Source organism: Paenibacillus sp. FSL M8-0142 (assembly GCF_038597315.1).
GTDB classification, from domain to species: Bacteria; Bacillota; Bacilli; order Paenibacillales; family Paenibacillaceae; genus Paenibacillus_AQ; species Paenibacillus_AQ lactis.
This window is the reverse complement of sequence record NZ_CP152008.1, coordinates 6,380,486-6,402,330: the sequence shown is the minus strand read 5'-3', so window position 1 is coordinate 6,402,330 and position 21,845 is coordinate 6,380,486. Positions and strand designations below refer to the sequence as shown.

Here is a 21,845-nt window from a genome sequence, read left to right as displayed (position 1 = left end):
AAGATCAGCACTAATAAAAATCTCCCCCTACGGCATCCAAGCTTTTGTTATTTCACCTGTCTGCCGTAAGGGGAGCATATCAAACGGGGGTCCCTGCTATTTTAAAATTTACCCGAGCGAAGGAGGCTTCAGACAGCGCAGGCTTTCTTCATCCGTTCATCCGTTCACTCATGTATCCAACCGGAAAGCGCCGAGACGAATGCTTCAGGCTCCTCCAGCATCGGATTATGGCCGCTGGCTTCAAAAACAACCTTGCGTACATGGCCATACCGTTCATCTACGGGATCCCACAGCGATACCGGACCGACTAGGTAGTCATACCGTCCGAGTCCGAGGAATACGGGGGTGCGCAGCTCCGCCAGCAGCGGAATCAGATTTTGCTCAGCGAAGGTCCTGCCCCATAAATCATCGATGACGGGCATATTGGTGTAGACTCCGTCCCACATTGGCGAGGCGTCAAAGGTATAATCATGAAAGCTGTGCGCGCCCATGCGGATACATATATGCACAAACCGTCTCTCAGGCTCCTTCGCGAGATCTCCCTCAAGCAGGGCGATGTCCTGCTCGAATTGCCGTTTACGCTCCGGACTGGCGGTATCCTGGAAGAAGGCCAGGCTCTGCTGCTGCCGCTGCGGGCTGTTGGTCGGCGCGGTGTTCAGCAGAACAAGCTTGCGGACAGCTTCAGGATAACGGCGGGCGTAGGCCGCTGCCATGAACGCATGCCCGGAATGGCCCATGAGCACAAAATCCTCCAAGCCCAGTGCTTGCCTCGCAGCCTCGATATCCTCCACGATGCGGTCCAGCGTATAATCTTCCGGCTGAAGAGGCCGCGGCGGCTTCACAAACCCCCTGTGGTCAAGGGCAATCAATTGGAATGCTGTATAAAAATGCTCCGAAAACAAGCGCGGATAATACACACTGCTTCCTACGGCAAGAATGGGTTGGCCTTGCCCGCGGACTGCATAGTTCAATGCAAATCCACCGCTCATGATCGTGCCGTTTCTGTTCATGTTCATCGTCCTCTTTTCGTTTATATTCGTTAAGCATCAACTCCTTTCACGAAATATTCCATCACATTCTCCATCGAACGCTCCAGCATTTCATGCTCACCTCGATTACATCATGGTTGTTTGATGCCAGTATACCGGAAACTCGGAAATGGTGGGTATAGGTTTTTAATTGATTATAGTAAGACCATAGGCTTAAAGCTTATCGAACATCGTCCGCTCTGCTTCTTCTGTGAATGGTACGTGGTCAGGTGCATGCTTGGATGGCTGTCGACCCAACTTACATTGTGGACCATTTCAGCCGGGATTGGCTGAAACGCATGCATGTTTTCGGACTCTACCGCTTCCGGAACAGGGCCGTCCACAGGAAAGACTCCCCAAACAGCGGGCCGGGCTGCTCCATGCTCCGCATTCGCCGGAATTCGACTGGCTCGAAGGATTTGAAAATATCCCGCAGCTTCTCCTCCGTGTACCCGAGGCCTCCTTTCAGGCTTCGCTCCCGGTATACGTCCCAATCCGACATCTCTGCCCCCATGCCGCCTGCGGCAAAACAGACAAGGCCGAAGAAGCCGCCAGGCTTTAAGCAGGTGTTCAGCATTTGCAGGTAGCTGATTCTCCGGTGCGGAGCAATATGATGAAAGCAGCCGCAGTCGTACACGAAATCGTAGGCGTTCGGGGAGAGTTTTAGCTCGAACAGATTACGGCAGTGGAACTGCACCTCGGCATTCAGGGCATCGGCACGTTCCTTGCCCCAAGCGATCGCCTCCTGCGACAAATCGACCGCATCGACGGAGCAGCCCTGCCGCGCCATGTAAATCGCATTGCGTCCGGCGCCGCAGCCGAGCTCGAGCACACGCCCGGGCCCGATCCGCCCATCTTCGAAATACTGGACGAGATTCTCGTCCGGCGCATTGACGAAGAAGGGAATGCTGCGGTTCCGGTCTGCGTAGAAGCGGTCCCACCATGGGCCCTCCTCCCGGAAGAAGGAGTCAAGCATCTGGAAAACATCCTCGATTTCATGGATCTGCTCGACGTTTATCGACATCACCATTCATCTCCTTTTTTAAGAGGTTATATGGAAATTAGAGCCGCTAAGAGTGACGATAAGCTGCGGATAAGCGGTTGTAATGGACGCCGTGTACTCCTTGATTCGGTTGAAATCGAGGGCTTCGTGAAAGAGCTCCCGGTCTGGTGTGAATGTAACGCTGGTACCAGTCTCCCGAGTAGTTCCGATGATCTGCATCCCGGTCTGAGGAATGCCGTGGCGGTACTCCTGGCGATGAATCCTCCCGTCCCGCCGGATCTCGAGCGTCAGCGCTTCGGAGAGCGCATTGACAACGGCGATGCTGATTCCCTTCTCGGCTCCCGGGACCAGAAACTGCGCACCGTTATTCAGGCGTTGGATATCCGTCAGTACGGATTGCGCCTCAGGTGTGTTTGAATGCGGGAGCGCCTCTACCGGAATGCCCCTTCCGTCATCAGCGACGGTCACGCTGCCATGCTCATGCAGGAAAATTCCGATCTCACCGGCATAACCTGCCGAATGCTCCAAAATGACGTTCTCCATTACTGCCCAGAGCAGGTGATGCGCATCAAAATTTCCGGTCGTGCCGAAATACAAGCTTGCATGCTGACGGGCTTCTGCCATATCCATGTAGCTGCCCGTATCCAGCATGTCGCCGGCTGCGGCGAGCAGCAGCAGGAGCGGAAGCTGACGATGCTTCGGTACCGTATAACGCCCGCCCGGCTCCTGTTCCAGCAAGTCCGCGCCAAGAAGCGCCTTCAGGTGATGATACAGCTGGCCCGTCGTCCCCATACGCAGGCGTTCAACTAGCTCGGAGCCGGTGAGGGGCGCTGCCAGCACCGTCTTCAAAATATCCAGCCGCTGTTTATGGCCGAGCGCGGTGATGATTTTGGCTGCCTTCTCGGTCTGGATATCCAAAAGATCAGCCATTTGCCGTTCCTGCGGCTCTAAGCGGATACCTTGCCCTTGCGAAAACACCGTTCCGGCATAAAAAACAGAGCTGCGCTCCTTGAATGGCTCATCGCTTCCCGAAACGTCATTCTGCGCCTGCCGAACCGGACGGTTCTCCGGCTTCCGGTCCAACAGCAGCTGATAAACCAGCTGCTGCAGCTCTGACATCTGCTGCTTTAAAGCTTCAATTTCACGGATTACATCCCGATTGTTCATAGGCTGGACCCTCATGTTCATATCTGAATTATGTTATTACGTAATTATTATATTTCATAATTAAGTGATTGTATATCCATAATCAGGAATATAACCAACGACGGTTTTGTTTGACTTTAGCCATTTTTTATATAGGTCAGGCCGCAGGACCATCGTACAATGAAGGCAAAAGGGGGAAGCGAAGCTTGAATATACGAATCATACGAAACTTCCGGCAGGACGACATGCCTTTGCTCGGAGCGTTATACGAGGCCGTGCGCCAAGGGGACGGACTGTTCTGGTGGGTGGGCGATGAAGACAACTGGACGAACGTCTTCTGCGCATTTGAAGAGGGGAAGATGGTTGCCAAAGGACAGGTGGCTGTCATCAATGTGCTTCCGGAGGATTGCCCGGAAAACTGCAAGCACCATATTTACGTAAATTTGAAAACCATCCCCGAACGGGAGCGGGATGCTGAGCTGCTGGAGGAATTGTACCAACTTCTCTACGCCCGGGCGCTCGAGCTGAACGAGACGCTGCCCGGTCATCACGGCACTTATTTGTGTGTCGGTAATTTTGCCCATGAGGAGAGGAATACGGCTTTTTTCACAGAGGAAAAAGGATTTAGGCCGCTGGAGAACCTGTACTCCATGGTCCGCTCCTTGAACGAGCCGATCCCTTCATTTGCGATTGATGAGAACTTTAGCTGTCAGTTATGGGACATGCAGACCGAGCGGGAGGAAGCGAGGTATCTGAAGCTGGAGGCCGAGGTATGGCCGGATGCACCGCTTGGCTTGAACCGGCTCCGGGAATACAAGGCGAAAAAGAATTGGACGGCAATCATCGCCGCTGAGGGAGGACAGATTGCAGCCAGTGTCATGGCATGGCAGGAGGAAGGCGAGGGCGTCATTGAGGACGTGTTCGTCCGTGAGCCTTGGCGCCGGCAAGGGCTTGCCAAGTACTTGTTAAGCCGGGCGATGATGTATTTGCGGAAACACGGCTCGGATACGGCGGAGCTGGTAGTGAAAGCGGCGAATGCCTCGGCCTTGTCGCTCTATCAATCGGTCGGATTCGCCCAAGCCGGGGAAGAGCAGCGATTCTATCTGCCGATCCCGTGAGGAGGAGCATGGCAAAAAGGAGAAACGCTGCCGTTTCGGCTGCGATTCTCCTTAATTTTATGATTTCCGTCGAAAAACGGCCGCGATGCTAAGAACGAAGCCGAAGTCGATGATCATGAGGAACACTCCGAGCAGCACAATGCTGTCGGCCCCCATTTGCGTAATATGGTACAGCAGGAGTAGTTCGATCCCGAACAATGTGCTCTGGCTGCCGAGTAATAACAGATGCAGCGATTTTCGCCTGAAGACTGTCAGCGCATATACGGCCCCCACGATAAGCGAGAAATCGCGGCGTCAATTAAAGTGATCAATCTACTTCCTCCCTGTTAGAAAGGCGTTAAGCCGGAGCAGGGCTGTCTCCATCTTTCACATTCGGGTTAACAGCAAGAATATCCTCCGTAACCTTCCACAGCTTCGGCAAGTATTGCAAGGCTAATTCCGCTCTGCTGAACAGGTCATCCCTGCCGGTGATGCCGAGGTCGGCAAGGAGCGAATCAAAGGCCGGCCGGTACTCCTGCTGCAGCTCCGGGGTTGCATCAGCTGCCAGGATGGCATGGCAGCGGGCGTACGTGGCGACCATCCAGAAGACGGCCTCCCGGTGGTTCCCCTGGGCGATCAGCTCCCGGCTGCCGTCGATGGCAATCGGCCTGGCCTCCGGCGTAATATCGCTGCTGAAGAAGAAGGGCGTCTTGGCAACAGCGCTGGCTGCATCAAAGGTGCGGGCAAGACCCTCAAGATGTCCCAAAGCTTGATTTTGAGTCATCAGCTGACAGCCCAGCAGCTCCAGCAGCTCGCTGTACACCTCATCATAACCATATGCTCTCAGCACATCGCGGGCCGCCAAATACCTGAGCCGGACGGTTGGATTACGAAGGTCGGCAACCAGCAGCAAATGTGTCGTAATCCCGGTGGGAAACAGCCAGGAGGTTACCTGCTGGTGCCAAGGTGCGTCCTTCTGGATGGAGCGAAGACCTGTTATGATGCGCTCCCGGACACTTTCGCAGCGGCGCATGACCCAGGCCCGGTCAGCGAATTGACGGGCAACGGCAGCCTGCAGCTTGCGAAGCTGTCCGGATGGATCGGCAATCAGTGTGTCCACGCGAAAGCTGCCGGCCAAATGATGAGAGGATAGCACCCGCTCGGGCGAAGCAAGGTCCTGCCACGACAAATAAGTGACCTCAATCAAGGCGTCCTGGTAACGAAACTTTCCAGGCTTCATCGGAGGCTCTGCGCGATCGGTAACGACCACAACGTCGATATCGGAGGATGGCGCGATCTCGGCATCGTCCGGCTTTCCTACCGTTGAGCCGCTAAAGTAGGCCCCCATAAAGCCGGGCTCGCTGCCTGCATGCTGCAGCACCCAATCCGCTGCGGCCGCCCGAGCTGATCCAACGTTCATAACCCGATTTCCTCCCCTATCTGCATAGTGTTGTATTCACTTAGAAAAAACATCCTGATCTTCTTACCATTATATTGACTTCCATTTGGTAGTACAACTACAGTACCATTGATCGATCAATCACTTATTTTGCTCCAGCACCGACGATTCTGCTCCATGCCCCTGCCGTACTAAAAAAGGACATTTCCTCCGGATGGATCCCTCAAGATCCCGAAGTAGAAATGTCCTTTTGCTATGATTACATCTCAGCGATAACAAGCTCAGTCCCCGTCTTCTTGAATTTCGGAATAAAGCCTCGATTCACGTTGGAGTCGGTCACGATACAATCGATTTTGTCGAGCGAAGCAATCGACACGGTCACGTCCTTGCCGAATTTGGTGCTGTCGGCCATCACGTAGACCTCCTTGGACAGCTCGATCATCTTTTTGCGGGTAATGGCTTCCTCCAGATTGTAATCGGAGATGCCCCGCTCGATCGTAATGCCGCTGCAGCATATGAAGGCTTTCTGCACATTTAGCTCGTGAAAATTAAAGATATACTCATACGCAACGACCGACTGCTCCTCGCGCCGTATTTTTCCTCCGATCATGATCAGCTCCACGTCGCTGTCCATCAGCTCCATCGCAACCGGAAGCGAATTCGTTACGACAGTGAGCTTCTTCCGGAGTTTCACGTACTTGGCGATCTGGTAGGTCGTCGAGCCGCTGTCGATATAGATACAGTCGCCTTCTGCGACAAATTCGCTGCACCTGCGGGCGATCCGGTCCTTCTCCTCCAGATGGCTGACCATGCGCTCATCCATGGAGGATTCGCCGAACCGGGACTCCGCAAGCTTCACGCCGCCGTATATTTTCTCGATCCGCCCTTGGTCGGTCAGAATATTCAGGTCCCGGCGCAGCGTATCTACAGAAATCTTCAGCTCATCGGTCAGCTCCGTGATCTTCATGACTTTTCGAATTGTCAGCAGTTCAATGATTTTCTGTTGCCTCTCCAGCGGAAACATGCCCCTCACCCATCCCATCAGCATTAGCCGAAGCCTCGTTTTTTCATGTCCAGTTTACCGATTTTCCCCTGCTTATTCAATAGAGTATCCCACATTATTCATAAGTTAGGCATTCATTAAGGATGAATATGACCATAACATGGTATAGATTTAGTAATGATTTATGCATAATTTACGTGAATTTAACAGTTAGCATGATTCCTGTTTACATAGGATTTCTATACTGGGGGTGTGTTTAAGGGAGGTGACCGGTTTGCTGAAACTTCAGCATGTAAGCAAACATTTCGACAATAAAGCGGTTCTCGACGATATCAGCGTGGAGATCGGCACGGGAGAGATCGTCTCCCTGCTCGGTCCGAGCGGAAGCGGGAAGACGACGCTGCTGAATATGATCCTCGGTCTGACGAAAGTCGACCAGGGCAAGATTTTATTCCACGATCAGGACCTGAGCCGTGTGCCGATGAAGAAGCGGGGATTCAACATTGTTTTTCAGGATTACGCGTTGTTTCCCAATCTGAATGCTTACGAGAACATCGTCTATGGCTTGCGCAATAAGAAGGGGGCTGCCAGCGCGCAGGAGGTTCAAGAGTATATTGATTTTCTTGAGCTCCAGCCGCATTTGAAGAAGCGGATCAGCGAGCTGTCCGGCGGGCAGAAGCAGAGGGTGGCACTCGCTAGGACGCTTGTGACGAAGCCGAGGATTCTTTTGCTGGATGAGCCGCTCAGCGCCTTGGATGGCGTCATTAAGGAGTCGATCAAGCAGCGGATCAAATCGATTGCGAGGGAATTCAAGCTGACAACTATTATTGTCACGCATGACCCGGAGGAGGCGCTTACGCTTTCGGACAAAATCCTCATCATCCATCAGGGGAAGGTGGCGCAGTTCGGGACGCCTCAGGAGATTGTCCATCAACCGGAGAACGAGTTCGTGCGGGAGTTCATTATCAAGCAGCTGCACATCAAGCGCCAAAACATTTACAACCTGTTCGGTGAGCAGTATGCCTAACGCCAAACCGGAAATGCGGGTGATCTTTACCGTCATCCTGCTGCTATTCGCTGTGTTTCTGTTCTTGCCGCTCTTGATTTTGCTCGTGCGCTCGCTGGAATCCGACCAGGGCTTTACCCTCGGTCATTATGCTTCGGTGATATCGAGCCCCGAAATGGCGGCGTCGATCGGGAACAGCCTGAAGGTATCGGCCATGACGGCTGCCATCACAACAGTGCTGGGCTTCATCCTTGCGTATTCCATTCATTGCACGAAAATCTACCGCCCGCTCAAAGGCGCGCTAAAAACCGCCATCATCGTCCCGATGCTGCTGCCAACGATCACATACGGGTTCGCCATTATGTATTCGTTCGGCAATCAGGGTCTGATCACCCGGATTACCGGGCGCAGCTGGTTTGAGATATACGGCTTTAACGGCCTGTTGATCGGCTATGTCATTTACACGCTGCCGCCGGTGTTCCTGCTGATCCATAACGCTTTTCAATACATGGACAAAAAATTCATCATCGTCTCAAAGCTCATGGGCGACGGCACGCTCAGAAGCTTCCTGAATACGATCCTGCGGCCTTTGGCCGGCGCGCTAGGCGGCGCGTTCGTGCTGTCCTTTATCTTAAGCTTTACCGATTTCGGCATCCCCGCCTCGGTCGGCGGGACCTACCCGGTGGTGGCTACGCAGCTCTACCAGGTCATGCTCGGATCGATCCCCGATTTCAATCAGGGCGCGGTCATCGCGGTGCTGATGCTGGTCCCGGCGGTATTCGGCATCTGGCTGCTGCGCGTTCTGGAGAGGTTGAACTTTCATTATGACAAGCTGTCCGATACCGAGCTGCCGCAGCACCGGACTCGTGATATTTTGTTCGGCGTCGGTTCATCGGCCATTGTGCTGGGGATGCTGTCCGTATTTGCGGTGATGTTCATAGCGCCTTGGCTCGGCAGCTACCCATATGACTTGACGTTCACCCTCAAGCATGTGAGGGACGTGCTGCAATCCGGAGATTTGACCGGAGTGTATCGCAACTCGCTCTGGGTTGCGCTATTGACGGCGGTGTTCGGAACGCTGACGGCTTACTTATCCGCGCTGCTGAATACGCGCACTTCGCTGAAAGCCCGGTCCGGCACGGATGTGATCTCGATGATCACCAACACGGTGCCCGGCATGGTGCTCGGGATCTCCTATCTGCTGCTGTTTAACGGCAGCATGTTGAAGGGGACGTTCACGATTATCGTCCTGTGCAACATCGTTCATTTCTTCACGACGCCATACCTGATGGCCAAGAACTCCCTGTCGAAAATGAACCCGGCTTGGGAGACAACCGCGGAGCTGCTCGGAGACAGCTGGATCAAGACGGTGTGGCGGGTCATTGTGCCGAACTCTGTGTCGACGGTCATCGAGATGCTTAGTTACTTCTTCATCAACGCCATGGTGACCGTCAGCGGGATTATTTTTCTCGTCTCCGCTCAAACGTCGCTCGTCGCCAGCAAAATCAAGGAGCTGCAGCATTTCGCTAAATTCAATGAAATTTTCGTGCTGTCGATGCTGATCTTCTTTACGAACTTGGTCATCAAGCTGGTATGCGATGCATTGCAGAGGAGAACGGCGCAGCGCTGACTTACCGATTTTAAGTCCGCTTCGCTGCCGGATCGTATTTCAAAATATAAAAAGTATACAAGGAGTGGAGTTAATCATGATGAAGACGCTTAAGGGAATGCTGCTGTCATTGTTTGCAATCAGCATGGTGTTTGCGCTGGCCGGCTGCGGCAGCGGCACGTTCGGGGAAGCGAAGAAGGTTGTAATCTACACCAACGGGGATGAAGAAGCTGTTGCGGCGATGGAAGCCTCTCTCAAAAACGCCGGATACGACGGGCAGTATATCATGCAATCGATGGGGACATCGGAGCTTGGGGGCAAGCTGATGGCGGAGGGAGGCGATATCGAGGCCGATTTGGTCACCATGAGCTCGTATTTTATCGAAAGCTCGCAGACAAAGCATTCGATGTTCAAGGACCTGACCTTCGAAACGGGCGCCATCGACTCATATCCCGCATACTACACGCCGATTCTCGCCAACACCGGAGCGATCTTCGTGAACACCGAGGTGCTGAAGGAGAAGGGACTGCCCATGCCGACTTCCATTACGGAGCTGACCAAACCGGAATATAAGGGACTGGTATCGATTCCGAACATTATGGATTCCTCCACCGGTTGGCTGCTTGTTCAAGCGATTATCAACCAGTATGGACAAGAAGCGGGACAGCGGGTGCTCCGTGATCTGATCGCGAATGTCGGTCCGCATCTGGAGAGCTCCGGCTCGGGACCGATCAAGAAGGTTCAGGCAGGGGAAGCCGCAGCAGGCTTCGGTCTTCGTCATCAAGCGGTAGCGGCCAAGGCATCCGGTGCTCCGATCGATTATATCGATCCGATGGAAGGCAACTTCTCGCTGACGGAATCGATTGCCGTAGTGAATAAGGAGAACGGGAATACGGAGCTTGCGATGAAGATGGCGGAGACCATCATCAAGGATGCGCGAAAAGACTTGATCGTGAACTATCCGGTTGCGCTCTATAAGGGCGAAACGGTCGATGAGGCGAACAAACCTGCGCATGCGATGACTTTTGAGAAGCCGCTGACCGTCGAGCTGCTGGAGGAGCATCAGCAATTTTTTAACGGATCGAAATAATGGAACTTTACTTCATAGGAGTGATGGGAAATCATGAACAGCTATAAGCTATTGACACCGGGACCGCTGACCACGACTCAAACGGTAAAAGAGGAGATGCTCTTCGACCGCTGTACTTGGGACGATGAATATAAATCGATTACGCAAAAAATCAGATCACAGCTTTTGGACCTGGCCGGAGCGGAAGCCTCCCGCTATACGGCCGTGCTGATGCAGGGCAGCGGCACGTTTGCGGTCGAATCGGTCATGACCTCCGCCATTTCCGATAAGGATAAGGTGCTGATCGTGTCCAACGGCGCATACGGTGAACGAATCATCCAAATGGCCGAGTACATTGGACTCCAGTACGCCGCTTACAGAACGGGTTATGATGTGCACCCGAAGGAGGAGGAGCTTCGCACCATCCTGAATGAGGATCAGCGCATCACCCATATCGCGATGGTGCATTGCGAGACGACAACCGGGATTCTTAATCCGCTGGACATGATCTCGGGGCTGTCCCGGGAATACGGAAAAACCCTGATCATCGATGCGATGAGCAGCTTTGGCGGCATCGAGATCGACGTGGCAGGGCTTGGCATCGACTATTTGATCAGCAGTGCGAACAAGTGCATCCAGGGCGTTCCGGGCTTCGGGTTTGTCATTGCCAACATCGAGCGGCTGGCGGCTTGCCAAGGCATCGCGCGCAGCTTGTCCCTGGATCTGTATGATCAGTGGAGGGGAATGGACAAGGACGGCAAATGGCGTTATACGTCGCCGACCCATGTCGTAGCCGCTTTTTCCAAGGCGCTGGATGAGCTCATGGAGGAAGGCGGAGTATCTGCAAGATTCGAGCGCTACCGGAACAATAATCGGCTGCTGCGAGAGCGAATGGCGAGAATCGGAATCCGCGCTTATATCGCCGAGCCTGTTCAATCTCCCATTATTACTACATTTGTTTTTCCAAGCGACCGGTTCAGCTTCGAGCAATTTTACGCGTACATCAAGGACAGGGGCTATGTCATCTACCCGGGCAAGCTGACGGAGGTGGACACGTTCCGCATCGGGAACATCGGAGAGATCTATGAGCAGGATATCGAGCGGTTATGCGAGATTATCGAAGAATATATGGGAGTGATGGCACAGTGAACAAGATCGAATGCGTAATTCTCGACTGGGCCGGGACGGCTGTGGACTTCGGCTGCTTCGCACCGGTGAAAGTGTTCGTGGATATATTCCGGAATGCCGGCATCGATGTAACGATGGAGGAAGCCAGAGCGCCGATGGGCATGCTGAAAATCGATCACATCCGCGCAATGCTGTCTATGCCGCGTGTGTCGGGACTGTGGGAGGAGAAGTACGGAAGGGCCTTCAATGAAGAAGATGTGGAGCGGCTGTACGGCGAATTCGAGCCTGCGCTCATGGCATCGTTGTCCACATACACCGACCCTATTCCTGGAGTTATCGAGACGGTGAAAGAGCTTCGCGGCCGGGGGCTGAGGATTGGCTCTACAACCGGCTATACGGCCGGTATGATGGAGGTGGTCGTATCGAATGCCGAGCGCAAGGGGTATCGCCCCGATGTGTTCTTCACGCCGGATGATACGCATTCATGTGGACGCCCCTATCCGTATATGATCTACCGGAACATGGAGCATCTGAAGCTGTCGGCTGCCTGGAAGGTCGTGAAGGTCGGGGATACCGCGTCTGATATTAAAGAAGGCGTAAATGCCGGGGTGTGGTCGGTAGGCGTTGCCGTGGGCAGCTCGGAAATGGGACTGTCCCATGAGGAATTCGAATCCTTGTCCGAATCGGAGCGGGCGGAAGCCATCTCAAGGACCCGGCAGACGTTTATTCGGCACGGGGCGGATTTTACGATCGATACGATGCGCGATCTTCCGGCATTGATCGAGCGGATCGACGGTTTGCTGAGCGAGGGGAAAAGACCGGGTTATTATCTCGAATAGCTTGATACGAGAAGAAGCCGCGCCTTGAGGCGCGGCTTCTTGCTGCTTGGTTAGACTAGGATTTTTAGCGAACCATGGCCGCTCTTTTATTCTCCTCACGGACATACGTACCGATAAACTCCGTCACTTCCCGGTCATAGCCTTCGGGATCGAACTGACGGGCCAGGCCGTGGCCGGCACCGGGAACGACAAACAGTCGTTTTTCCGCAGGCCCGTTCTCGTACAGCCTGTAGACCATTTCTGTCGGGACAAACAAATCGCCGCCGCCGTGGATGAACAGAATGGGGGTTTTGGATTTCTTCACCTGTTTCAGAGCGGAGGCTTCCTGGAACGAATAGCCTGCACGCAGCTTCGTTAGGCAGCTTGTGGATGGAAGGATCGGGAACGAGGGGAGCTTATACATGCGCTTCAGCTGATATGTCAGCTCATCCGCCACGGAGGTATACCCGCAATCCGCTACGATGGCTTTCACCTGGGGAGGCAGCTCCTCGCCGCTGGCCATCATGACGGTTGCGGCGCCCATGGATACGCCGTGCAGGACGATCTGCGCTTCTTCTCCCGTATGTTCAACGATCATCTGAATCCACTTCACCACATCCTTGCGCTCTGGCCATCCGAAGCCGATATAATCACCTTCGCTCAAGCCATGGCCCCGGGCATCAGGCAGAAGGACATTATAACCTAAATCCTCATAGTACATTTGAGCGAAGCTGCTCATTTGCTCGGAGCGTCCGGCATAGCCGTGCGCAAGGAGAACCGTTTTATTTGTGGCCGCTCTTGCCGGCAAATAATAGGCATGAAGCTTCAGGCCATCGTCCGCGATAAGACTCCAATTCTCGAAGCTTTGCGCGCTCCACCAGTCTTTGCTGTCCGCAAAAGGGTTCTCGACATCCGCATTGGCTGCCAGGTCCGGATTCTCTGCTAGAAATTCCTTATCTGCGCGGGCGATGGCGACGTGATAAAAATAAAAGCTGACTGCGACCATCACGATTATAAAAAGCACTAGTGCCGTAATTGCTGCTAACATGACGACAATCCTTTGTTCAATATGGTTGATATCCTCTCTATGGTCATGGTGCTGTACATCGCGCTGAACTCTGTACATCGAACGAGCGATGATTCGGGAAAGAGAGTATGTTGTTCCTATCATAGCTTATAACCGTATCCCTTTAAAAGAACAACTTACCAAAGTAACAAGCTGCCCCCCAAGTACAAACACTTGAGGGGCAGCTGTTTTTTTAGCCTATGCTTTTTTGCACCGTACGCATAGAGAGCAATGCGCACGGTGTACAAATAGCTGCCTGTGAGAAATTCATGCTTGGAGCGATTATCAAAAAGGAAGCTTGTCCAACTTATACTCGATGCCCATCTCCGCATACCATTCGTTTAGTCCGGTCCACAAATGCTCGCAGCGCTCATATATAAGCTCCGAATCATGAAGCTGTCCCCGTGTCACCAATTCGATAAGCTCATCATAGCCCGATGGGCGAGATGGCATTTGAAGCGATTCCTCATAGGTTCTGGCTCGGGTCGTATAGAACGTTTTGTTGGCGAGTCCGATCAGCTTTGCGCTCTGCCACGCCAGATCCTTGGCACCGAGGGGCAGGTAGCCGTAATTGCCTGCCTGTTTATTGTTGCGGATTTTGCCCATCGTTTCGTAAGGCTCCCAAATCATAAATTCTCTCATTACGTCCCGAATTGCTTCGTCGGAAATTTGCATCGGCCGTGTGCGAATCTCATCAAGCAGCCGGTCCGGATCATAGATTGCTTGCAAATGAGCATATGCGCCTGCCTTAATGGCCCAGGAATCGTCAACGGTCGCAGCGGAGCGCATCGCTTCGTGTTTTTGCTTCATTCCGATTTCGATTTTGAATGGAGGATAGATAAATTCATGCCCGGGAAGAGAGATGCCATCCTTCGTAATCACCCGAAGCTCGATATCGGAGTAGGGCCCGTCGATCCCTTGGGCAAGCGAGCCGTACAGGCCGATCGCCAGAATGGCATCGCCATGAAGCTGAAGCAGCCGATCCTTGATTTGGGCAACCAATTTCATTTTTTCCTCTCTTGTCGTGGGAGCAGGGTAAGGCAGCATACGTGTGATCCTCCTTATATGGCTTTTTTCAAATTGAATACGTACATAAAAAGAGTATAGCTTAAACAGGGGAGGGCCGAAAACGAATGGAGAAGGGATGATAGAGAAGAGGCAAGTACACGGGCACCTGCACGGATCGGAAAATGACTAATATCCATGCATTCCATCATATGGTAATATAGGTTTGCGGAGATGGCGCTTGGATGGCCGGAATCCGCACCAAGATCATAGCTGAGGTGAGATGAGATGAGAAGAGACGAGAAGAGGCAAGGGAAGACGAAGCTGGAATTGAACCGGGTGGTGTTTATCGGCCGGACCTATGAGGAGTACATGCGGATGTTTGATCTGCAGGCAGGGGAGCTGGCAGGCAAGAAAATATTAGATTGCCCCGCCGGAGCGTGCTCTTTTACGGCGCATGCCGCAGCGGCCGGATTGGATGTCACCGCAAGCGATATCGCGTACGATCATCGGATCGATGATCTGGAGCGGAAAGGCCTAGAGGATACTGCGCACGCAATGGAATCCATGGAGCAGACGAAGCGAAACTTTGTATGGGACTTTTACGGGGATGTTGCGGGCGTTAGCCGTCATCGCCATCAAGCTCTCCAGGACTGTGTTGCGGATATGAGAGCTTATCCGGAGCGGTATGTGGCTGCAGTGCTGCCGGAGCTGCCATTTTGCGATGAAAAGTTCGATTTGGTGTTATCCGCTCATTTTCTGTTTATGTACAGCGACCGTTTGGACTATGACTTTCACCTGAACACGATTCGAGAGCTGCTTAGGGTTGCTTCGGAGGAAGTACGTATTTTTCCGCTAACCGATTTGTCGGGGAACCGATATGAGCATCTGGAGCGACTGATTCAAGATCTGGAAGCTGAAGGTCTCGAAGTGACCGAGAAACAGGTGTCCTATGAATTTATGATCAATGGCAACTCCATGCTGCAGATTCGAAAAACAAGATGAAGAAACTAGGGGGCCGATCAACATTCGGCTCCCTTTCTTTGTGGTGATCTTATAAGCGTGGGAGTAAGATTTTCGTAAGACTGTGAGGTGAATGGTTCTTGAAAGTGATCAAATGGATGACTGCTGCTGTACTTCTTTGCTGCACCTTTGTTTTAGGGTCGTGTTCTCCACAGCAGGCGGAGAATCCTCTACCTGAAGATCAAGAAGAACAGCCTGGACAGCTGCCCCAAGCCAAAATTACAAATGTATCTACAACCCTAGAGGAACGGGACAACTGGTTCGTCGTCCCGGAAAACACGGAAACCGTGACATTTAAGGTGGAAGCGGAGCATACGAATACGGTTCTGTTCTGGATTGCTCCTACAGGTACCGAGACAGGGAAGGAACGTAAAATAATAGGTTATGATGCCGATGGTTCCGATGGCTGGTCATTGGAATGGAAGGTAGGAAATCAAGCACTGCATGATCATATATCGATTGAAGCATTGGGCGTTGATGGCCGCACAATGGATAGTTATACGCTAAATATACATTCTGAATGAGGGAGCCGCCGGAAGTTCCTGGAGATATATATTTGTTAAAAATTGGATTAATGCAAATACGCAACATTTAATAGTGGATTTCGTCATCGACTACGTAAATATCTTTTACAAATACTAAGGGGGAATCACGTGAAAAAAGCTATTTATATCATTGCCTCTTTGGCAATCGTCTCATCGATCGGATTTGGAATGATACAAACTGGTGGAGATACCAGTCAGGTTGCAGGCACAAAACAACTGAAGGAAGGCACCTATCAAATAGCTACGACCCACGCTAAAATACCTTTCTTTGAAGAGTTTAGCACTTTAGAGAACTACTCGGAAATAATCGTAATTGGACATGCAGTAGGGCATCAAGGCACCTATCAAGTTAAAACAGATACTGGAGCGATAATTGACAAGCTTGATAAAACGCCTTTTCAGATTGACAAAGTATTTAAGGGTAACATCTTTAAACAATCTACAATCACCGTAATGGAGGATGGGCGTATTGAAGATGGTGTATACCACAACCTGGAAGGATACGTCAAAATGAACGATTCCAATCAATATTTACTGTTTTTGCGCAAAACCGGTGGTAACACATATGCTGTTAATGGATCTTACCAGGGCAAATTTAATGTTGATAAACCGGGTAAAGTTTCGAACTTCACGAGTAATTCAATTTCTCCACAACAATTAGGAGATGTTGAATACCTTGGTGAAAATACGGAGCATTACAACAAACTGAAAGATAAAGCCATTAGTAAATACACAATCAAGGCAGCCGACTAAGCGAAAATCCCACGGAGTAAATCCGCGGGATTTTTTTATTATGGCTTTAGCCAGTTGAGCTCGCGAAGCGTGCGAAACAAAAAACCACCCGCTATGCGGGTGGAGGGATCGAGGGTTTGACCAACAAGACCATTCCGATAAAATTGAGATGTTCAGGCTCAATAATGAAAGGAATGGTCTTAGATGGCAAACAAGAGCTATAGTTTAGCTCACACGAAGTGGATGTGCAAGTACCACATTGTGTTCACCCCGAAGTATAGACGGAAAGAGATTTATAATCAAGTGAGGAAAGACTTAATCGAAATTTTCAAACGATTATGCAAATACAAGGGAGTGGAGATAATCGAAGGTCACATGATGCCCGATCATGTACATATGTTGGTAGCAATTCCCCCAAAAATCTCAGTATCATCATTTATGGGATACCTGAAGGGGAAAAGCTCACTCATGATATTCGAGAAGCATGCTACCTTGAAGTATAAATATGGTAATCGAAAATTTTGGGCGGAGGGATACTACGTCAGCACAGTGGGCTTGAATGAAGCCACCGTGGCAAAATATATCCGTGAGCAAGAAGCACACGACCAGGCAATTGATAAACTGAGTGTGAAAGAGTATGAAGACCCATTCAGCAAAAACAGTAGCAAGAAGAAGTAAACCAGTTTAACTGGTAAGTGAAAGTGACAAATTACACTGAGCCTGAACAATTTTATTGTCAGGCTAGCGTCTTTAGGCGCAGTTTGGCAACAAGGGGTTATACCCCAAGAGCAAACCACCCGTTTGACGGGTGGTTCTGATTTGGGGGCTCGTCTTATTGGCCGCAATTTGGCTTTCTATGGGCTTAGCTGATCTAAGACAGCAACCGGGAACAGCCTCCAAAAGGATAGGGTGTAAACACTTGATCGTGAATGGTGTCAAATTAAGGCAACTTTGAGTCAGCCTCTTATGTAACAACGGACCTCCCGTGCCTTAATCGAGATCCTTCCACTTCATATCCAGCGTAGGCGGCGTATAGCTCTCCATCAGCTCCAGAAGCTTGATCGGATCATCGGAAATATTGATCAGATTCAAATGGGACGAATTCGCAAAGCCCGCGGTAATGCTGGATTGGACCAGGCTCATCAGCGGGTCGTAGTAATTTCGGATATTCAGCAGCCCGATCGGCTTCTGGTGAATCCCGATTTGAGACCAGCACAACACCTCGAACAATTCCTCAAAGGTTCCGAAGCCCCCAGGCAAAGCGATAAAGCCGTCGGCGTATTTTCCCATCGTTGCCTTACGCTCATGCATATCCGCAACTTCAATCAGCTGCGTTAGTCCGGTATGTACAATTTCGCCCTTAAATAACCCCCGGGGCATGACCCCAATGACCTCGCCGCCAAGCTCAAGCACTGTATTGGCCACCTCGCCCATCAGTCCGACACGCGAACCGCCGTATACCAGCCGGTATTGTTTTCGGGCAATCAGTTCGCCGAGCGCTGCCGCTTGGGTCTTATAATCCGGATGCTCACCCATGTTCGAGCCTGCAAATACGCATATTGATTTCAATTCAGCCACTCCTAACCAGATGTTGATAATCATTCCGAGTAATTATACTATATATAGTGATTGGTGTCATGGAACGAAAAGCGATGTCTTCGTGTTCTTCAAGTTAGAGCATGTTTATATCGTACTTCCTTATGTTAAACCGCATGTTAGAAGATTCCCCTTATATGTAAAAATTTATGAATAAGCCGACAACACTCGCGGTTTCAACCATGAAATGAATCGGCTTTGGGCAAGGCGTATCTTTTTAGCGGCTCAAGACCTAGGGTACAGCCCAGAACACGGAGGTATTTGGACAGTGGACATGAATGAAGCGCAGCAGTGGATCAAGCAATTTTACGGAGAGCGGGGATGGGCGGATTATGGCCCTTTTATCCGCATCGGTTTTCTGATGGAGGAGGCGGGGGAAGCCGCGCGGGCCGTTCGGGCTTACGAAATCGGGAGAGACCGGCCGGACGAGGAAGTGTCGTCCCGAGAGCGGCTGAAGCAGGATTTGGTGGAAGAAATCGGCGACGTTCTTGGCAATATATCATTGCTGGCCGATCTCTATGATATCTCTCTGGAGGAGGCATTTCGGGTACATCAGCAGAAGCTGCTGAAACGGTTCAGCTCCTGAGTGCAGTGACGGATTGACATAGAACATTAATGTATGAAAAAAAGAAAGGTCGAGTCCTGTCATCCGATATGCCGGATGGGAACTCGACCTTCTTTGAGCTGGAGAAGCCGGGTAGGCTTTATGAGCACAGGCCGCTACTGCTTTGGCCGGTTAAGACACCAGCACCTTGCGGAATTCCTGGGTGAGCAGCGGCACGATGTCGAACAGGTCGCCGACGATGCCGTAATCGGCTACCTTGAAGATCGGCGCTTCCGGGTCCTTATTGATCGCGATAATGACCCGCGATTGGCTCATGCCCGCCAGGTGCTGAATGGCGCCGCTGATGCCGCAAGCGATATAGATCTCCGGCGTAACCACCTTGCCGGTCTGCCCGATCTGGAGCGCATAATCGCAGTATCCGGCATCGCATGCGCCCCGGGAAGCGCCGACGGCGCCGCCGAGCAGCTCGGCCAGCTCCTCGAGCGGCTTGAAGCCCTCCGCGCTCTTCACGCCGCGCCCGCCGGAGACGACGATTTTGGCCTCGGAGAGGTCGATTTTTCCCGTCGTTTTGCGGACGACATCCTTAACGACGGAGCGGAGGGAAGGCGCGGGGAAGGCGACATCCTCGATGCTCGTGTCCACACCCTCAACAGCTTCGGCTGCCGGGATGTTGTTGGGCCGCACGGTCACCACCCATGGTCCGTTTACGAACACCCGCTTCTCGAATGCTTTGCCGGCATAGAGCGGACGGGTGAATACCGCTTCGCCGCTGTTATTCTCAATCGCGGTTACGTCGGAGATTTGACCGGCATCCATGGAAGCCGCCACCAGCGGAGCGAGATCGCGTCCGATCGCTGTATGTCCGAATAGAACCGCATCCGGCTTCGCAACGCCTAGCACCGCTTCGATCGCCGCCATATAAGCGTCGGGATTATAGTGCTCCAGGTCGTCATGCTCAACGGTATAGATGATTTCGCCGCCGTAAGGCTTAAGCGCGGATACGGCCTCCGTAATGTTCGAGCCAGCCACGAGAATGCGGATGCTGTCCCCGTCACCTGCGATTAGACGGGCTGCCCCCAGCGTTTCCAGGGCGACCTGACGCAGCTTCCCGTCGCGGGTTTCCGCGTATACCAGTATCGTTTTGCTCATAACATAACCTCCTTAGGTCCCTATCGAGATGGATGAAGAGATGATAAATCAATAAGTTAAGAGCTAATCAAACAAATCACGGTTCAAGCTTAGATTGATCAGAGGGCTATAATTCGCCCACCCGAACCTAGGGCCCGGCCATCGAAATGCGTGCATGACGGACATCCCATGAACCATACAATCAGAATACGTAGTGAAAGGGGAAGTGCTCGATCAGCCCCTGTGTAACCGCATTCAACGAATCGTATAAAAGTAAGGAGCGAAGAATCTCCCCGTATTCCGTAAAAAACTAGATCACCTTGGACTCGGTTCGCAGCAGCGTAACAAGCTCATGCGCCACCTCGGCAGGCTCACCCTTCAGAATGCGTCCGGCGCTGCGCTCCGGCGGCAAGGACAGATCGCTTTGCTTCGTCGCCGGGCGGATATCGTCCTCGGAGAGACCGAGATCATCCAGCGACAGCGTTTGAAACGGCTTCTTCTTCGCCTTCATAATGCCCGGCAGCGACGGGTAACGCGGCTCGTTCAAACCCTGCTGGGCGGTGAAAATCGCTGGCAGCTGAACCTCCAGCACTTCGAGATCGCCCTCGGCGTCCCGGTGCACTTCAGCCTTATTGCCGCTGATCGTAAGCTTGGTAATCGATCCGGCATGGGCTATGCCGAGCAATCCCGCAAGGCGTATCGCGACTTGGCCCGAACCCCGGTCGACCGAGAAGTTGCCGCCTAGAACCAGATCCGGCGTTTCTTTAGCCAAATACGCATGGAGCACTTTCGATACGGCATATTCGTCATCCGGTATCCGTTCATCCGAGATAAGCACCGCATCGTCCGCACCCATCGCAAGCGCGGTCCGCAAAGCCTCCGACGTGCGGTCCGGACCGACCGAGAGAAGCGTGACGCTGCCGCCATGCTCGTCGCGGTGCTTTACGGCTTCCTCCACAGCATATTCGTCATACGGATTAATCACGAATTTGACGCCATCCTCGGCAATCGACCCGTTCTCAATCTCAATCTTCTCCTCGGTGTCAAATGTTTGCTTCAGCAATACTACAATCTTCATCGGCCTCAGCTCTCCTTTCGAATGGTTGCCTTCATAAAATATGATGAGCGGGACTTGTTTTATTGCCCGCTGGACACACCGTTCAGAAAAAATCCAAGCGTCTCCTCCACCTGATCGGACAGGGAATACTTGCGGCCCGAGATGAGCCAGGAGGTTACCGCTTCGTCCATCGCTCCGAATATCAGGCTGCGCACAAGCTTAACGTTAAGATCGGGGCGGAACTTCTTCTCTTGGATACCCTGCTCCAGGATATTCTCGATCAATACGATATAGGGCTTAAGCGCATTGCCGATTTCCTTGCGAAGCTCGAGATCGCTCTGCCGGAGCTCAATCTGCGTGACATAAGCCAATTCCGGATTGCTCTCCAGCTCGGAAAAATGAATGCTGCATACGGTCCGCAGGGCTTCCACTGCGTCTGTCGTTCCTTTCACGCTTTCGTGGAATTTTCCGACGAGCTCGCCGAGCTTCTCCTGGAACAGACGGATCAAGATATCCTCCTTTCGCTTGAAGTATAGATAGATGGTACCGTCGGCTACGCCGGCCGCCTTGGCGATCTTGGACACCTGGGAGCGGTGGTAGCCGTTCTCGGCGAATACTTTCAGGGCGCCTTGAAGGATCAGATGGTACTTCTCATTTTTTTTACTTGTCATATGCTCACCCCGATGTTAGAATACAGTTAAAATTATGAATGAATACTCATTCAGTTCTTGTATCCATCATAAAATACGTTCATGTCATTGTCAACGACCGGTTGATGGGGCCGGGAAATTTATGAAGCGGGCGTATTCGGACTTCAAATTA

General features: G+C 52.1%; 23 protein-coding genes. 11 read left to right on the top strand and 12 right to left on the bottom strand.

Annotation, left to right across the window (positions count from 1 at the left end; genetic code table 11):
- Positions 1–164 precede the first annotated feature (164 nt).
- From NSQ46_RS28875 to NSQ46_RS28865, 3 genes are all read right to left on the bottom strand, one after another.
- Positions 165–1,010 carry an alpha/beta hydrolase gene (locus NSQ46_RS28875; protein WP_342575702.1) on the bottom strand — a complete coding sequence of 282 codons (846 nt, stop codon included), beginning with the start codon at positions 1,008–1,010 and terminating at the stop codon, positions 165–167.
- 334 nt (positions 1,011–1,344) lie between these two features.
- Positions 1,345–2,046 carry a class I SAM-dependent methyltransferase gene (locus tag NSQ46_RS28870; protein WP_342577026.1) on the bottom strand — a complete coding sequence of 234 codons (702 nt, stop codon included), beginning with the start codon at positions 2,044–2,046 and terminating at the stop codon, positions 1,345–1,347.
- Positions 2,047–2,070: 24 nt separating this feature from the next.
- Positions 2,071–3,198, bottom strand: a complete 1,128-nt coding sequence (locus NSQ46_RS28865; protein WP_342575701.1) for an ATP-binding protein — start codon at positions 3,196–3,198, stop codon at positions 2,071–2,073.
- Between the two features lie 185 nt (positions 3,199–3,383).
- Between NSQ46_RS28865 and NSQ46_RS28860 the strand changes: the two genes are divergently transcribed.
- Complete coding sequence (locus NSQ46_RS28860; protein ID WP_342575699.1) at positions 3,384–4,295, top strand: GNAT family N-acetyltransferase; 912 nt, start codon at positions 3,384–3,386, stop codon at positions 4,293–4,295.
- A 57-nt stretch (positions 4,296–4,352) separates the two neighbouring features.
- Here the strand turns inward: NSQ46_RS28860 and NSQ46_RS28855 are convergent, their stop codons facing one another.
- From NSQ46_RS28855 to NSQ46_RS28845, 3 genes are all read right to left on the bottom strand, one after another.
- The gene (locus NSQ46_RS28855) at positions 4,353–4,568 is read right to left on the bottom strand and encodes a hypothetical protein (RefSeq protein WP_213613357.1); all 216 of its coding nucleotides are present in this window, start codon (positions 4,566–4,568) and stop codon (positions 4,353–4,355) included.
- A gap of 64 nt (positions 4,569–4,632) precedes the next feature.
- Positions 4,633–5,694, bottom strand: a complete 1,062-nt coding sequence (locus tag NSQ46_RS28850) for a hypothetical protein (RefSeq protein WP_342575697.1) — start codon at positions 5,692–5,694, stop codon at positions 4,633–4,635.
- 238 nt (positions 5,695–5,932) lie between these two features.
- Positions 5,933–6,721 (bottom strand): DeoR/GlpR family DNA-binding transcription regulator, encoded by a 789-nt coding sequence (locus NSQ46_RS28845; RefSeq protein ID WP_342575695.1) that lies wholly within the window; start codon positions 6,719–6,721, stop codon positions 5,933–5,935.
- A gap of 229 nt (positions 6,722–6,950) precedes the next feature.
- On the opposite strand from NSQ46_RS28845, the gene NSQ46_RS28840 reads away from it, so the two are divergent.
- From NSQ46_RS28840 to phnX, 5 genes are all read left to right on the top strand, one after another.
- Complete coding sequence (locus NSQ46_RS28840; RefSeq protein WP_342575693.1) at positions 6,951–7,703, top strand: ABC transporter ATP-binding protein; 753 nt, start codon at positions 6,951–6,953, stop codon at positions 7,701–7,703.
- The gene (locus NSQ46_RS28835) at positions 7,696–9,312 is read left to right on the top strand and encodes an ABC transporter permease subunit (protein ID WP_342575691.1); all 1,617 of its coding nucleotides are present in this window, start codon (positions 7,696–7,698) and stop codon (positions 9,310–9,312) included. Before NSQ46_RS28840 ends, NSQ46_RS28835 begins: the two co-directional genes overlap by 8 nt.
- A gap of 76 nt (positions 9,313–9,388) precedes the next feature.
- Complete coding sequence (locus NSQ46_RS28830; protein ID WP_342575689.1) at positions 9,389–10,381, top strand: extracellular solute-binding protein; 993 nt, start codon at positions 9,389–9,391, stop codon at positions 10,379–10,381.
- A 33-nt stretch (positions 10,382–10,414) separates the two neighbouring features.
- On the top strand, positions 10,415–11,509 hold the full coding sequence (gene phnW / locus NSQ46_RS28825) for a 2-aminoethylphosphonate--pyruvate transaminase (RefSeq protein WP_007132927.1): 1,095 nt from the start codon (positions 10,415–10,417) through the stop codon (positions 11,507–11,509).
- Positions 11,506–12,327: a phosphonoacetaldehyde hydrolase gene (gene phnX, locus NSQ46_RS28820; RefSeq protein WP_342575687.1), complete on the top strand. Its 822-nt coding sequence runs from the start codon at positions 11,506–11,508 to the stop codon at positions 12,325–12,327. The genes phnW and phnX overlap by 4 nt, the downstream gene beginning before the upstream one ends.
- Before the next feature lie 64 nt (positions 12,328–12,391).
- On the opposite strand, the gene NSQ46_RS28815 is transcribed toward phnX, so the two are convergent.
- Entirely contained in the window at positions 12,392–13,354 is a 963-nt protein-coding gene (locus tag NSQ46_RS28815) for an alpha/beta hydrolase (RefSeq protein WP_342575685.1), read from the bottom strand.
- Between the two features lie 303 nt (positions 13,355–13,657).
- Positions 13,658–14,380, bottom strand: a complete 723-nt coding sequence (locus tag NSQ46_RS28810; RefSeq protein ID WP_245255850.1) for a kanamycin nucleotidyltransferase C-terminal domain-containing protein — start codon at positions 14,378–14,380, stop codon at positions 13,658–13,660.
- Positions 14,381–14,665: 285 nt separating this feature from the next.
- Between NSQ46_RS28810 and NSQ46_RS28805 the strand changes: the two genes are divergently transcribed.
- The 4 genes from NSQ46_RS28805 to tnpA all read left to right on the top strand — a co-directional run bounded on the left by NSQ46_RS28805 (position 14,666) and on the right by tnpA (position 17,355).
- Positions 14,666–15,382: an SAM-dependent methyltransferase gene (locus NSQ46_RS28805; RefSeq protein ID WP_342575683.1), complete on the top strand. Its 717-nt coding sequence runs from the start codon at positions 14,666–14,668 to the stop codon at positions 15,380–15,382.
- A 104-nt stretch (positions 15,383–15,486) separates the two neighbouring features.
- The gene (locus tag NSQ46_RS28800; protein ID WP_251536250.1) at positions 15,487–15,924 is read left to right on the top strand and encodes a hypothetical protein; all 438 of its coding nucleotides are present in this window, start codon (positions 15,487–15,489) and stop codon (positions 15,922–15,924) included.
- A gap of 129 nt (positions 15,925–16,053) precedes the next feature.
- Positions 16,054–16,698 (top strand): hypothetical protein, encoded by a 645-nt coding sequence (locus tag NSQ46_RS28795; protein ID WP_341341354.1) that lies wholly within the window; start codon positions 16,054–16,056, stop codon positions 16,696–16,698.
- Between the two features lie 183 nt (positions 16,699–16,881).
- Positions 16,882–17,355 carry an IS200/IS605 family transposase gene (tnpA, locus tag NSQ46_RS28790; RefSeq protein ID WP_213613863.1) on the top strand — a complete coding sequence of 158 codons (474 nt, stop codon included), beginning with the start codon at positions 16,882–16,884 and terminating at the stop codon, positions 17,353–17,355.
- Positions 17,356–17,667: 312 nt separating this feature from the next.
- On the opposite strand, the gene NSQ46_RS28785 is transcribed toward tnpA, so the two are convergent.
- Positions 17,668–18,246: a TIGR00730 family Rossman fold protein gene (locus NSQ46_RS28785; protein WP_077570445.1), complete on the bottom strand. Its 579-nt coding sequence runs from the start codon at positions 18,244–18,246 to the stop codon at positions 17,668–17,670.
- A 295-nt stretch (positions 18,247–18,541) separates the two neighbouring features.
- Between NSQ46_RS28785 and NSQ46_RS28780 the strand changes: the two genes are divergently transcribed.
- Positions 18,542–18,859, top strand: coding sequence for a MazG-like family protein (locus NSQ46_RS28780; protein ID WP_341341355.1), 318 nt, complete (start codon positions 18,542–18,544; stop codon positions 18,857–18,859).
- A gap of 150 nt (positions 18,860–19,009) precedes the next feature.
- On the opposite strand, the gene NSQ46_RS28775 is transcribed toward NSQ46_RS28780, so the two are convergent.
- The 3 genes from NSQ46_RS28775 to NSQ46_RS28765 form a co-directional block, all read right to left on the bottom strand.
- Complete coding sequence (locus tag NSQ46_RS28775) at positions 19,010–19,987, bottom strand: electron transfer flavoprotein subunit alpha/FixB family protein (protein ID WP_251536213.1); 978 nt, start codon at positions 19,985–19,987, stop codon at positions 19,010–19,012.
- Between the two features lie 289 nt (positions 19,988–20,276).
- The gene (locus NSQ46_RS28770) at positions 20,277–21,044 is read right to left on the bottom strand and encodes an electron transfer flavoprotein subunit beta/FixA family protein (protein ID WP_341341356.1); all 768 of its coding nucleotides are present in this window, start codon (positions 21,042–21,044) and stop codon (positions 20,277–20,279) included.
- A gap of 59 nt (positions 21,045–21,103) precedes the next feature.
- A complete protein-coding gene (locus NSQ46_RS28765; RefSeq protein ID WP_007132916.1) occupies positions 21,104–21,694 on the bottom strand; it encodes a TetR/AcrR family transcriptional regulator in 591 nt (196 codons plus the stop codon).
- Between the last annotated feature and the right edge of the window lie 151 nt (positions 21,695–21,845).

Bases quoted from the DNA above. Each gene is read 5' to 3' on its own strand.
- NSQ46_RS28875 (WP_342575702.1), bottom strand. From the start codon at position 1,010: ATGAACAGAAACGGCACGATCATGAGCGGTGGATTTGCATTGAACTAT.
- NSQ46_RS28775 (WP_251536213.1), bottom strand. From the start codon at position 19,987: ATGAGCAAAACGATACTGGTATACGCGGAAACCCGCGACGGGAAGCTG.
- NSQ46_RS28815 (WP_342575685.1), bottom strand. From the start codon at position 13,354: ATGTTAGCAGCAATTACGGCACTAGTGCTTTTTATAATCGTGATGGTC.
- phnW (WP_007132927.1), top strand. From the start codon at position 10,415: ATGAACAGCTATAAGCTATTGACACCGGGACCGCTGACCACGACTCAA.
- NSQ46_RS28845 (WP_342575695.1), bottom strand. From the start codon at position 6,721: ATGCTGATGGGATGGGTGAGGGGCATGTTTCCGCTGGAGAGGCAACAG.
- NSQ46_RS28850 (WP_342575697.1), bottom strand. From the start codon at position 5,694: ATGAACGTTGGATCAGCTCGGGCGGCCGCAGCGGATTGGGTGCTGCAG.
- NSQ46_RS28805 (WP_342575683.1), top strand. From the start codon at position 14,666: ATGAGAAGAGACGAGAAGAGGCAAGGGAAGACGAAGCTGGAATTGAAC.
- NSQ46_RS28765 (WP_007132916.1), bottom strand. From the start codon at position 21,694: ATGACAAGTAAAAAAAATGAGAAGTACCATCTGATCCTTCAAGGCGCC.
- NSQ46_RS28770 (WP_341341356.1), bottom strand. From the start codon at position 21,044: ATGAAGATTGTAGTATTGCTGAAGCAAACATTTGACACCGAGGAGAAG.
- NSQ46_RS28865 (WP_342575701.1), bottom strand. From the start codon at position 3,198: ATGAACAATCGGGATGTAATCCGTGAAATTGAAGCTTTAAAGCAGCAG.
- NSQ46_RS28810 (WP_245255850.1), bottom strand. From the start codon at position 14,380: ATGAAATTGGTTGCCCAAATCAAGGATCGGCTGCTTCAGCTTCATGGC.
- tnpA (WP_213613863.1), top strand. From the start codon at position 16,882: ATGGCAAACAAGAGCTATAGTTTAGCTCACACGAAGTGGATGTGCAAG.
- NSQ46_RS28830 (WP_342575689.1), top strand. From the start codon at position 9,389: ATGATGAAGACGCTTAAGGGAATGCTGCTGTCATTGTTTGCAATCAGC.
- NSQ46_RS28835 (WP_342575691.1), top strand. From the start codon at position 7,696: ATGCCTAACGCCAAACCGGAAATGCGGGTGATCTTTACCGTCATCCTG.